Genomic DNA, 12,989 nt, shown 5'->3' on the forward strand with positions numbered 1-12,989 from the left:
GCACACCCGAAAGCACGCCAGCCTCGCCCAGCAAAACGCCGTCACGCTTGCGATCATGTTTGTCATCTTCGAACTGGTGACGGTCGCTGCCGTCGCCGTGTTTGTGATGGTGCCGATGGCGCGCCGCTCGGCCGATGACCTGGCCAATCTGATGATCCTGTCGGCTCAAACCTGGAGCGAATTGCCGCCCGACACACGCGTTGATTTTGAACTGGAGCTTTCCAACACCTACCAACTGGCCTTACGCGCGGAACCGCCCGGTCAATCCGGTATCGGAAGCGATGAATGGCACTCTCCCTATCTTTACTTTCTGGAAGAAGCACTGAACGACAAGACCGGACGCGTACAACATCTGACGCGCGAAACCATTGCCGGAACCGGCTGGTACTGGCGGTCATTGCCGTCTGGTGGGTCAACCCTGTCGGTCGGATTTCCGCAGCGCAGAATTGGCGCCCAGCCCTTTGTCGCCTTCGCAATTTCCTCGATCGTCGGGCTGATCCTGGCGCTGCTGGCCGCGTTGTGGCTGGCACGCCGATCGGTCGTATCGCTGGCCAGGCTTGAAGCAGCCGCCGAACGCGTCGGTCGCGGCGAAGCCCCTACTCTGCTGCCGGAAACCGGACCGCGGGAATTGGCCACACTGGCCCGGCGATTCAATGAAATGGCGACGCAAGTCAGGGAGTTGCTCGCGGCCCGCACCACAATGCTCGCCGGCGTTTCCCACGATCTGCGCACACCGCTGGCACGCATGCGTCTGGCGCTCGCGTTATTGGAAGAAACACCAACGCCCAAGCTGATTGCCCGCCTCGAAAATGATATCGAAGAAATGGACCGGCTGATTGGACACGTGCTCAATCTGGCGCGTGGCATCGAACGTGAAACGCCCGCGGAGATCGACTTGCCAGGCCTGCTTGCCGACATGGCTGCGGTCGCGCCCGACGGCCTGGTACAAGTGCGGGTAACGCCGTTCCCTTGCCGACTGTTTGCACCCCCGTCGGCATTGCGGCGAGTGATCGGCAACTTGCTGGACAATGCGCTACGCTACGGTGGCAGAAAACCTGTTGAACTGGTTGCCGAGAAAACCGACAAGTGGGTCCGCATCGGAGTCCTCGATCGCGGGCCAGGTATTCCGCCCGAGCAGATGTGCGCCGTGTTCCAGCCGTTTCACCGTGTCGAGAGTTCGCGCAACCCAACCACCGGCGGCGCAGGATTGGGGCTGGCGATAGTGCGCCAACTGGCGGACACCTATGGCTGGCAAATCAAAATCGGCCCTCGAACAGATGGGGGGTTGGAAGCGTGGCTCACCCTTCCGGCTGTTTGATGGCGCTCCTGAATCCTGCTCAATGCCCTTCCACGCAGATTTCCTTGCGTACCACGGCGAGCAAGGTACGCGCCAGCAGGCCGATAATTATTAGCGTGAGCAAGGCGAGTAACACTGCCGCTAATCCCGAATAGAACGGTAGTTTCGTTGCTTTTGCCATCACCAGGGTGGCGATGGTGATGGCCGCGACGGGAAAGGAATACGCCCACCAGGAGAGAAAGAATTTTATCTTGGTGAAATAGCTGATCTGACTCATCAATAGCAGCGTGAAAAACAGGCCGACAAAGTAAAGCACGCGGCCGAATGCGTCAATCTCACCCACCAGATTGAACCAGGAGATGAAACCGACCGCGGGTGGGGCGATGAATATGAATAGCGTGGGCAGGAGACGCTCGGGCAAGCTGCCATGGAAAATCAGGCGGTTGATGATGGCGGCGGTGAGCACCGGCCAGAAAAACAATCCCAGGCTAAAGAAGAACCAGGAGACATCGGCAGGCGCATGATGCACACCCGCGATGGGCACCAGGATATTGCCGACCACGGGAATGAACCAGGCTGGATTCAAGTGGGCGATTTCGTACTTGGTGTGGTGTATCCAGGAAGACATCACAATGAGCGTGATGACCAGGTGCAGTGCCGTACCTACCGTCCATAGCCAGAAGGAAACGACCGGGGCGACATGCAGCGTGGCGGTAGCGATCAGCAACAGCCCAATCGAGAACGTTGGCACGAAGGCCAGTTTGACCGGATGTTTGAACTCAGCCATCACCTCCTGCGGGTATTTAATTGCCTTGGCGGTATAGAGGCCTGCCACCAATACAAATAGCGTGGCGCTGAGCCCAAGCAGGACGGGGCTGACGGAAAACTCCAATCCGAATATCTGTTCAGCCCGGCTCCACGCGATGGCAAATCCGGCGAGACCCATGATCATGGCGAACCAGGAAATTGGGAAATTTTTCAAGCGTGCGGTATTTTCGTTCATGATGGCTTCATTATTGGGCGAATGGGTCATTTGGGAACATCGCGAGCAAACAAACTGTATTTTCGCAGCAACCTGCCGCGAAATGTTCATTCACAAGTAACTGACGCGAGCACTGCTTGGCCCCTTGGCAACGAAATGCCCGAAACGCCGCGCAATACCTTGACCCTTTGAAAACAAGCGGGTGGGACTTCATGACCGAGTACTTCAAGACCTCAACGATCTGGGTGATCGACTTTCGCTACGACGGTCGGGCACGACGCTGGTTCAAGGCGTTCGGCCCGGATGATGACGTAAACAAAATCATGGCAGCCCACCTCCGCGATCTCTATGGTGACCGGGCACAATTAGTGGCAGTGGCGCGTGCAACGGAAGAAGAGGAGCGACAGTACCTGCGCGGCGAGGAGCCAAAAAATGTCTACTGTCCGACCGGCCTTTCCGGCAAGCGACCGGACCCGTCATCATAAGGATTGAGTCAGGAAACGCAATCGCTATCGCGTTGGGGCGGCGTGCGCGGGGAATTGGCCAAACCGGAATCGTCCTTGCGCGGCACAATTGTGTCGCGAAAACTCAAAACCTCAATTGGTACCTCACAAATTGGGCGTTCAGACAAATTCCAGGATTGGCTGGTCAACGCTCAGGCTGTCGCCCTTAACCGCGAGAACCTTGCCGACCACGCCATCGGCAGCGGCAAACAATACGTTCTCCATCTTCATCGCCTCGATTACCGCAACCCGCTCACCCGCCTGCACTTTTTGCCCGACCTGCACGGCTACTTCCGCCAGTAAACCCGGCATCGGTGAAAGCACAAAACGGCTCATATCCGGCGGCGACTTGTGGGGCATCAAGGCATACAGTTCGGCGGCACGTGGAGAGAGCACCAGCACATCAACTTGCGTGCCATCGTGGGACACACGCAGCGCCAGCGGATTGCGTCCGCCGGCCACCCAGCCGCCGCGTTCCACCTGCGCAACAAACGCCTCGCCGTTAACGGTGCCACTGAAACGAATCGAACCGAGGCGTGACGTGCTGCAGATCTGATAACTCTTTGCCCCCACCTTGACAAGGCTGGAGCCAGTCTTACCGTCGAAATCCGACACACTGACCGCCGTTTGCGCGGTGCTACCTTGCGGCCCCAATGTGACCACCATGAACTCCGCACCCAAGGCCAGTTCGTGGCCCTTAAGCTGGCCGCTGATGGCGCTGGCACGTTCCCGATATCGCCGATTCACGCAAGCCGCAAGGGCCAGCAGGAAGTCGGGGTCATCATGCGGCACGTCCTGCGCACGAAACCCGCTGGCATAGTGCTCGGCAATGAAGCCGGTATTGAATTCACCTGCTACAAATTTGGGATGCGCGAGCAATGCCGCCTGGAAGGGAATGTTGCTGGAGACACCGCGAATGACGAAACCATTCAGCGCCAGGCGCATCTTCGCAATGGCTTCGAGCCGGTTTTTGCCATGCACGATCAGCTTGGCGATCATGGAGTCGTAGAACATCGGTATTTCGCCGCCTTCCACCACGCCGGTGTCGACGCGCACGCCGTGCAGTTGCGCGGTGTCGGCGGAAAACATGGTTTCATGTGGCGGCATAAATCCCACCAATCGCCCGGTACTCGGCAGGAAATTGCGAAACGGGTCCTCGGCGTTGATCCGGCATTCGATGGCCCAGCCATCGCGCTTGACCTGGGCTTGCGTCAGCGGCAATTTCTCTCCGGCCGCCACGCGAATCATCAGCTCCACCAGGTCCAGCCCTGTGATGCATTCGGTGACCGGATGCTCGACTTGCAGACGCGTGTTCATCTCGAGAAAGAAAAAGCTCTGGTCCTTGCCGACAACGAATTCCACCGTGCCGGCGCTCTGGTATTTCACGGCCTTGGCCAATGCGACCGCCTGTTCACCCATCGCCTTGCGTGTGGCATCGCTGATGAATGGCGATGGCGCTTCCTCGATGACCTTCTGGTGCCGCCGCTGGATCGAGCACTCGCGCTCGTTGAGATAAATCACGTTACCGTGAGAATCGCCCAGCACCTGGATTTCGATGTGGTGCGGTCCCTCAACAAATTTCTCGATGAAGACGCGGTCGTCGCCAAAGCTGTTGCGCGCTTCATTGCGGCAGGTGGTGAAGCCCTCGAAGGCTTCCTTTTCGTTGTGCGCCACGCGCAGGCCCTTGCCGCCGCCGCCGGCCGATGCCTTGATCATTACCGGGTAGCCGATGCCTTTGGCAATTTCCACGGCTTTCTCTGCCGTTTCGATCGCATCATTGACACCCGGAATGCAGTTGACGCCGGCCGCACCCGCCAGACGCTTGGATTCAATCTTGTCGCCCATGGCGGCGATCGAATAGTGTTTGGGCCCGATGAAGATGATCCCCTCCTCTTCGACCCGTTTGGCGAAGCCTGAGTTTTCGCTCAGAAAACCATATCCCGGATGCACCGCCTGTGCGCCGGTCTGTTTGCACGCGGCAATGATCCGGTCGGCCTGCAAATAGCTTTCGCGGCTCGGCGCGGCGCCGATGTGCACGGCTTCGTCGGCCAGCACCACATGGCGCGCGTCGCGGTCCGCGTCGGAATAAACGGCCACGGTCTTGATGCCCATTTTCTGCGCGGTCTTGATGACACGGCAGGCAATTTCACCGCGATTGGCAATCAGAATCTTGTCAAACATATGCATTTCCCGTCTTGTTTTTCAGCATCGTCCTGCGTTTGGAAATTACCATCTACTCCACTCAACCCTAAAGTGGAATATTGCCGTGCTTGCGCCACGGGTTTTCCAACTTCTTGTCCTGCAGCATCACCAGGCTGCGGCAAATACGTTTGCGCGTTTCGTGCGGCTGGATGACGTCGTCGATGAAGCCTCGCGCGCCGGCCACAAACGGGTTGGCGAATCGCGCCTTGTATTCGGCTTCGCGCGCGGCGAGTTTGGCCGGATCGCCCTTGTCTTCACGGAAGATGATTTCCACCGCGCCCTTGGCGCCCATCACAGCAATCTCGGCGTTGGGCCAGGCAAAGTTGACGTCGCCGCGCAGGTGCTTGGACGACATCACGTCGTAAGCTCCACCGTAGGCTTTGCGCGTAATCACCGTGATCTTCGGCACTGTGCACTCCGCGAACGCGTACAACAGCTTAGCGCCATGCTTGATGATGCCGCCATACTCCTGGCTGGTCCCCGGCATGAAGCCCGGCACATCGACGAAGGTAACCACGGGAATATTGAACGCGTCACAGAAGCGCACAAAGCGCGCCGCCTTGATCGAACTCTTGATGTCCAGGCAACCCGCCGCCACCTGCGGCTGGTTCGCCACGATGCCCACCGTCTGCCCTTCCATGCGGCAGAAGCCGATGATGATGTTCCGCGCATAGTCGGGTTGCAGCTCGAAAAAATCCGCATCATCAGCGACCTTGACGATCAATTCCTTCATGTCGTAGGGCTTGTTCGGGTTGTCAGGCACCAGGCTATCCAGGCTCATGTCCATGCGGTGCGCGGGATCGCCGCCCTTGCGCGTGGGCGCCTTCTCGCGATTGTTCAGCGGCAGGTAATTGAACAGGCGGCGCAGCATCAGCAGCGCATCCACATCGTTGTCGAAAGCCTGATCGGCCACGCCGCTTTGCGTAGTGTGGGTGATAGCGCCACCGAGTTGTTCGGCGGTCACGTCCTCGTGCGTCACGGTCTTCACCACTTCTGGGCCGGTGACGAACATGTATGAACTATCCTTGACCATGAAGATAAAGTCGGTCATCGCCGGCGAATACACCGCGCCGCCCGCGCACGGCCCCATGATCATGCTGATCTGCGGAATCACGCCGCTGGCCATGACGTTGCGCTGGAATACATCGGCATAGCCGCCGAGTGATGCCACGCCTTCCTGGATGCGCGCGCCGCCCGAATCGTTCAGGCCAATCACCGGCGCGCCAACATTCATCGCCTGGTCCATCACCTTGCAGATTTTCTCCGCATGGGCTTCGCTCAGCGCGCCGCCGAAGACGGTGAAATCCTGGCTGAAAACGAATACCAAGCGGCCGTTGATCATGCCGTAACCGGTCACGACGCCATCGCCTGGAATCTTGTTATCAGCCATGCCGAAGTCGTTGCAGCGGTGCTCGACAAACATGTCCCATTCCTCGAACGTGCCTTCGTCCAGCAGCAGTTCGAGACGTTCACGCGCCGTCAGCTTGCCCTTCTTGTGTTGCGCGTCAATGCGCTTTTGGCCGCCGCCCAGGCGCGCAGCCGCCCGTTTTTTTTCAAGTTCTTGCAGGATATCTTGCATGGATTTTTCTCTGAGTTGCGATGAAATCTGTGGCCGCTCGACTTCAATGCGCTGGCAGCCTGCATCGCGTTGCAGCGGAAGACACCAGCCGGTGTCCCGTGACATCGCAATTTAGTTTTTTATGTGGGATTAATGATTGACTATTCGTCCAAACGGGATGGGCCGGAAGTCCGATTCAGCTCCCAAACCCGACATTGGCAGTCTATCGCAAATCTCATGCGATCGACCCAAGGCCACTGCTTCACACCGGCGCGCTAAGTCGCGATTGGCATTGGCGAACTCAAGCACTGGTGCGCCTTTTCAGGCACTTTCTGTCTGAACGCCGCTCCAGTGCTTGTGTTCGAATTGTTAGTGCGAATCCCGCCAGCTATCGTATGATTCCCGCACCCGTCCCGCACCTCTCCCGCACCCCGCCCGCACCCTATGACGCCCGCCGACTTCATCCTTAAGTGGAAAGACAACAAGCTCTCCGAGCGCGCCGGGGCGCAGGCGCATTTTCTCGACCTGTGCGAACTGCTGGGCGTCGAGAAACCGAATGATCCCGACCACTACTGCTTCGAACGCGGCGCCAAACGCACCGGCGCAGGACGCGGCTGGGCGGATGTGTGGAAGCGCCACAACTTCGCCTGGGAATACAAAGCGCCCGACGCCAATCTGGATGCCGCGTTAAAGCAACTGATGACCTACGCGCTGGCGCTGGACAACCCGCCGCTGCTGGTGGTGAGCGACCGCAAGCGCATCGACATCCACACCCATTTCACCGGCACGCCGTCGGAAACGCACACCATCGCGATCGACGACATTGGCACGCCGGAGAATCTGCAAAATCTGCGCTGGCTATTCGAGAGCCCGAACGAATTCAAGCCCAAGCGCACCCGCACCGCCATCACCTTGCAGGCCGCCAAACTGATCGGCGATCTGGCGTGGGTGATGCAGCAACGCGGGCATGATCCGCAACAGGTCGCGCACTTCCTGAACAAGATCATCTTCTGCCTGTTTGCGGAGGACGCCAATGGTCCCGCCAGCGAACCGCTGCTGCCGAATCATCTCTTTTCCAGCATCCTGAAAAACGGCCAGAAGGACCTGCCGCGTTTCGAGCGCCAACTGAAAAACCTGTTTCACGCCATGTCGATACGCAATGGCGATTTCGGCGAGCACGTCATCCAGTGGTTCAACGGCGGCTTGTTCGATGACGATCTCACGCTGCCGCTGACCGCCGACGATCTCGACAAACTGCTGAATGTTTCGCAGCTCGACTGGAGCGCCATCGAACCTTCCATCTTCGGCACGCTGTTCGAACGTGGACTGGACCCCGCCAAACGCAGCCAGCTCGGCGCGCACTACACCGATCCCGTCTCGATCATGCGCATCGTCAACCCGGTGATCGTGGAGCCGCTGCTGGCTGAATGGCGGATTGAGAAAGAACAGATCGCGGCACAGATGGCGGTGCTACACGAATATGAAAACAGCAAAAAGCCATCGGAGAAAGCCAAAGCCACCACCGCGCTCAAAGACGCCACCAAACGCTACATCGGCTTCAAGGAAAAGCTCAAGAACTTCACGGTGCTGGACCCGGCCTGCGGCAGCGGCAACTTTCTGTATCTGGCGTTGCAGTCATTGAAAGATATCGAACTGCGCGTCGGCCTGGAAGCGGAAGAACTCGGATTGGAACGCGGCTTCCCGGAAGTCGGCCCGCAATCGATGCACGGTATTGAGCTGAGTCCGTATGCAGCCGAACTCGCGCGTGTGACCGTGTGGATCGGCGATATTCAGTGGATGCTGAAACACGGGTTTCGCGCCGAGCAAGGCCGATCCTGAAAACGCTGGATCAGATTCAGTGCCGCGACGCGCTGCTCGACATTCGATGCCACCCGACGCAGCCGAAGAACCCATTCGTCGGCAGACGATCACGATGGCTCAATGGCCCATCGTCGATGCGATTATTGGCAATCCGCCCTTTTTGGGTGGCAGCAAAATGCGCGAGCAGCTTGGCGATTCCTACTCGGAAGACTTGCGTGAAATGTACGAACTGATGGTGCCCGGCGGCGCGGACCTGGTGTGTTACTGGTTTGCGAAAGCGCAGTCGGCGGTCGAGTACGCAAGCGGCTGCGGGAAAATGCTGCGCGCCGGTTTGGTCGCGACCAACTCCATTCGCCAGCGCACCAATCGTCCGGTGCTGGAACGCATCGTCGCGAATGGCGAAATCTACAATGCATGGAGCGATGAGGAGTGGGTGAACGAGGGCGCGGCGGTGCGCGTCTCCATCGTCTGCTTCTCATCCGTTCGCCCTGAGCTTGTCGAAAGGGTGGTTCGACAGGCTCACCACGAACGGTATTGCTTGATGGCCGCCGCGTGGCGAGCATCAACGCGGATTTGACGGGCAGCGAAACCGGCGCGGGCGCGCTGGATGTAACGCAAGCGAAACCGTTGAAGGAAAATGCGGGCGTAAGTTTTCCGGGGCTCGCAAAATTGGCGCGTTCGATATCGAGGGCGACTTGGCGCGCGGATGGTTGGCGCTGCCGAATCCGCACGGAAAATCCAATAGCGATGTGTTGAAGCCGAGCTGGAACGGCATCGATGTGACCCGTCGCACGCGCGACGGTTGGATCATCGACTTCGGCACCACCATGAGTGAAGCCGATGCAGCGCTCTACGAAGCGCCCTTTCGCTATGTCGTGGAACACGTAAAGCCAGAGCGCGAACAAAACAATCGCGAGACGTATCGCAAGAATTGGTGGAAGCATGGCGAGCCGCGTATTGCGATGCGTGCGGCGATTGCGCCACTGAAGCGATATGTCGTCACGGGAGAAGTGGCTAAGCATCGCAATTTTTTTGTGGGCCACGAAGCCATATTGCCCGACAAGAAGCTAATTGTTATTGCTAAAGACGATGACCTGACCTTCGGTATCGTCTCGTCGCGGATTCATGAAGCATGGACCTTGGCGCTGGGCGGTCGTCATGGTGTGGGTAACGATCCGTATTACAACCCCACCCAATGCTTCCAAACCTTCCCATTCCCCAAACCAAACGCCGAAGTCGAAAGTGAAATCGCCGCCGCCGCCCAACGCCTCAACCAACTCCGCGAAAACTGGCTGAACCCGCCCGAGTGGGTGGACGTGGTGCCCGAAGTCGTGGCCGGCTATCCGGACCGCATCATCCCCAAACCCGAATACGCCAAAGCCATCAAGGAACGCACGCTCACCAATCTCTACAACGCCAAACAAAAAGGTGAAGTGCAATGGCTCACCGACGCGCACCGCACACTCGATGCCGCCGTCGCCCGCGCCTACGGCTGGGACGACTACACGCCGGAGATGCCGGACGAGGAAATTCTGCGGCGGTTGCTGAAGTTGAATCTGGAGCGGGCAGCGCGGCGATAAATTGCCCGCCAATAAACGAAACACCAGCATTGGCGGGCATTTCCAGCCGCTTTCGGCCGGAAAACCGCGCGGGATAAAGACTTTGCACCAGTTTTCCGAGGGAAAAGTCTCCTTGTTCACCCCTCCCCCAAATGCGCCTGCGCCTCCCCCACGCTTGCATACAAGTGCGGCGCGACGTTGCGTCGGGACAACGCTTCCCCGAGCTTCAACCTGAGGAAAGTGCTCGACGTGTAGCGCGTCACATCAAGGTAGTATTTTTCCATCAGCCCCTTGACCATGCGGATGTAATCGTCAATCAGCTCCGTGGCGATGCTGAAGCGATCATAGTTAACCACGGCATAGACCTTGTGCCCGACCGTTTCCAGCGTTGCCTCGACTGCCTGGCGAATTCGTTCAATATCGGCGTTGTTTTGCACGGAAAGCCCTTCAAAATTGACGAAGAACAGATTTCCGTCCGGATCAAATGCCAGGCGTTCCTCAAACGGCAATTCGAGTAAATCGGGTCGCAGGTTCATTGGGCCATCGGCAAAGATGCGTTCGTCCATCAGCACTGGCGGCGCGTTCATGACCGGCTTGAACGCCATGCGGGAAATGATGTCGCGTTCGAGATCAATGCCCGACGCAATCTCGATCAATTCGAGCCCATCGGGACAAAGCCGGAATACACAGCGCTCGGTCACGTAGAGTACCGTGGTGCCACGGCGCAATGCCTCCGGGCCGCTGAATGTGCGGTGCTCGACTTCCTCGACAAACTTCTGCGCGCGGCCGTCGTTGAGGATCGCCAATTGGCCGTCGCGAACCGCGATTTCCAGATTGCCTGCCGTGAAGGTGCCAACAAAGACCACCTTCCGCGCGTTCTGGCTGATATTGATAAATCCTCCCGCGCCTGCACGCAGGACAAACCTCGACATTGGGGTTGCCTTGACGGTCCGCTTGCGCGAGACCGAGAAACACAATGTCCCGGTCGCCACCGTCGTAAATCAAACTGGCTGGGCTGGTCGATGATCGCTGGGTATTCATCGCCGCGCCGAAATGGGGCCGCCACGCCGGTATTCCGCCCTATGGTTCCCGGCTCGGTCGTCATCGTTAGCAGGTCGGTGACTTTCTCCTCCCGCCCCAACCGCGGCAATGCCTTCCGGCATGCCGGTACCGAGATTCACCACCGCGTTGGCGTAGAGTTCAGTGCTGCCGCGCGCCGGGCGATGATTTTGCGCTCGTTCATCGGCAGCGGCGGAATTACCGACATCGGTGCACGCAACTCGCCGGAGAACGCAGGACTGTATTGTTCAATGAAGGTCTGCATGTGGTATTCAGGCTTTTCGGCGACCACCACGCAATTGACCAGGATGCCCGGAACCTTGACCTGCCGCGCATTCAGCGTGCCGCGTTCAGCGATGCGTTCCACTTGCGCGATGACGATGCCGCCGGAATTGTGCGCAGCCATCGCGATGGCACCTTGCTTCAAGCGTCAGCGCCTCTTTTTCCATCGTGATGTTGCCGTCGGGGTCGGCGGTGGTTCCGCGAATAATGCCAACGTGGATCGGCAGCGCCTTGTAGAAAAGATATTCCTCGCCGTCAATTTCCATCAGCCGGACCAGCTCGACCGTCGTCCGCTCATTCAACTTGCCGCCGCCGAAACGCGGATCGACAAAGGTGCCGAGTCCGACCCGCGTCGATGTCCCGGGCTTGCCGGCGGCGATGTCGCGGAACAGGTGCGTGATGACGCCCTGCGGCAGGTTGTAGGCCTCGATGCGATTGGCGACCGCGGTTGCTGGAGCTTCGGCACTGGGGCCCCAGTGCCCGCCGTTACGCGGCCAACCAGTCCTCATGGCCCAGATGATTGGGGCGCGATCCTTGCCATCCCCTGGTAAGCGGCGGCCAGACCAGCGTCGTTGCCCGGACTGCCGAGACCTTGCAGGTCCGCGCCCTCGCTTTCAGGAAATAAGTTTCTTCAAGCGCAACGGCAATATTTTCAGCAAATCCAATGCCCACGAAACCACTGGTGGCGACGGTGTCACCATCGCGAATCAGGCGTACCGCTTCGCGCGCGCTAACGACCTTGCCGGTATCGGAGGCCCGCAGCGAGGCGGCAAGTGGATGACGGGACAGAGGCATGCTGATTCCTCGTTAGTGATTGCGGAACGGATCGGTTCCCAAGCGGCAATGTTGAGGCAACGTTTACCCAATACTACCGTCAAATACTTGATTCACGATCGGATCAACCGTGCCTCACCGCGCGGCGACAGCCCTCATCGGTGGGTACCACCCAAATTTCCACGCGGCTATCGTGCCCGTGAGCCGCCATCACTTCGCTACCCGTGGCTAATTGGTTCAACGCAGGATCCACCACAAAGGCCGAGCCATGCCAGACGATCACCAAGCTTCGGCGCGAAGCACGGCATCATGCTCGCCGATACCACCACTGAAGGCCAGCACGTCGAGCCCACCCAGGCAGGCGGTCAGGGCGCCGGATTCGCGCACCACGCGGTAGGTGAACATGTCGATCGCCCGTTGCGCCGCCGCACTGCCATCCGCACGCAGTTGACGCATATCCGCCGAAATTCCTGACACGCCAAGCAAGCCACTCTGTTTGTAAAGCAGGTTTTGCAGCCGGTCATGGTCCCAGCCTTGCTCCAGCAAATAGAGCAGAACTCCGGCATCGAGTGAACCGGTGCGCGTGCCCATCATCAGGCCATCAAGCGCGGAGAAACCCATTGTTGTCTTCTGGCTGCGACCTTCGCGGGCGGAGCACTGGAAACTGGCCCCATTGCCCAGATGCGACATCAGGGCGCGCCTCCGGCAATGGGCTGCGATCACCCGCGGCACCCCATGATGTACTGACGCGATAGTCCATGAAAGCCATAGCGGCGCACGCCTCTGCCCGACCAACGATTGCGGTAAGGCGAAGCCGTAATCCACCTCGAGCAGCGTGGCATGGAAAGCGTATTATCAAAGCACGCTACCTGCGTGATGGAGGGAAACGCATTTTGAAACGCCCGGATACCCTGCAGGTTATGTGGCTGGTGCGGCGGCGCGACCGAAATCA

Annotated in this window: 5 protein-coding genes and 3 pseudogenes; 3 read left to right on the plus strand and 5 right to left on the minus strand. The window is 58.9% G+C overall.

Annotated features, from left to right (window positions below; translation table 11 throughout):
- The first annotated feature begins 55 nt into the window (after positions 1 to 55).
- On the plus strand, positions 56 to 1,318 hold the full coding sequence (locus IPP88_19720; GenBank protein ID MBL0124845.1) for a HAMP domain-containing protein: 1,263 nt from the start codon (positions 56 to 58) through the stop codon (positions 1,316 to 1,318).
- 19 nt (positions 1,319 to 1,337) lie between these two features.
- On the opposite strand, the gene IPP88_19725 is transcribed toward IPP88_19720, so the two are convergent.
- Complete coding sequence (locus IPP88_19725) at positions 1,338 to 2,330, minus strand: SLAC1 anion channel family protein (protein ID MBL0124846.1); 993 nt, start codon at positions 2,328 to 2,330, stop codon at positions 1,338 to 1,340.
- A gap of 161 nt (positions 2,331 to 2,491) precedes the next feature.
- On the opposite strand from IPP88_19725, the gene IPP88_19730 reads away from it, so the two are divergent.
- The gene (locus IPP88_19730; GenBank protein ID MBL0124847.1) at positions 2,492 to 2,764 is read left to right on the plus strand and encodes a hypothetical protein; all 273 of its coding nucleotides are present in this window, start codon (positions 2,492 to 2,494) and stop codon (positions 2,762 to 2,764) included.
- Between the two features lie 138 nt (positions 2,765 to 2,902).
- Here IPP88_19730 and IPP88_19735 read toward each other — a convergent pair whose 3' ends face one another.
- Positions 2,903 to 4,963 carry an acetyl/propionyl/methylcrotonyl-CoA carboxylase subunit alpha gene (locus IPP88_19735; GenBank protein ID MBL0124848.1) on the minus strand — a complete coding sequence of 687 codons (2,061 nt, stop codon included), beginning with the start codon at positions 4,961 to 4,963 and terminating at the stop codon, positions 2,903 to 2,905.
- A gap of 67 nt (positions 4,964 to 5,030) precedes the next feature.
- Complete coding sequence (locus tag IPP88_19740; GenBank protein MBL0124849.1) at positions 5,031 to 6,563, minus strand: acyl-CoA carboxylase subunit beta; 1,533 nt, start codon at positions 6,561 to 6,563, stop codon at positions 5,031 to 5,033.
- A 423-nt stretch (positions 6,564 to 6,986) separates the two neighbouring features.
- On the opposite strand from IPP88_19740, the pseudogene IPP88_19745 reads away from it, so the two are divergent.
- A pseudogene (locus IPP88_19745) lies at positions 6,987 to 9,943 on the plus strand (class I SAM-dependent DNA methyltransferase).
- A gap of 116 nt (positions 9,944 to 10,059) precedes the next feature.
- On the opposite strand, the pseudogene IPP88_19750 reads toward IPP88_19745, so the two are convergent.
- Positions 10,060 to 12,058, minus strand: a pseudogene (locus tag IPP88_19750) (malonate decarboxylase subunit alpha).
- A gap of 258 nt (positions 12,059 to 12,316) precedes the next feature.
- Positions 12,317 to 12,989: pseudogene (locus tag IPP88_19755) on the minus strand (acetate kinase).

This window comes from Betaproteobacteria bacterium (assembly GCA_016720925.1).
Taxonomy (GTDB): domain Bacteria; phylum Pseudomonadota; class Gammaproteobacteria; order Burkholderiales; family Usitatibacteraceae; genus UKL13-2.

Bases quoted from the DNA above. Each gene is read 5' to 3' on its own strand.
- IPP88_19720 (MBL0124845.1), top strand. From the start codon at position 56: ATGTTTGTCATCTTCGAACTGGTGACGGTCGCTGCCGTCGCCGTGTTT.
- IPP88_19725 (MBL0124846.1), bottom strand. From the start codon at position 2,330: ATGACCCATTCGCCCAATAATGAAGCCATCATGAACGAAAATACCGCA.
- IPP88_19730 (MBL0124847.1), top strand. From the start codon at position 2,492: ATGACCGAGTACTTCAAGACCTCAACGATCTGGGTGATCGACTTTCGC.
- IPP88_19735 (MBL0124848.1), bottom strand. From the start codon at position 4,963: ATGTTTGACAAGATTCTGATTGCCAATCGCGGTGAAATTGCCTGCCGT.
- IPP88_19740 (MBL0124849.1), bottom strand. From the start codon at position 6,563: ATGCAAGATATCCTGCAAGAACTTGAAAAAAAACGGGCGGCTGCGCGC.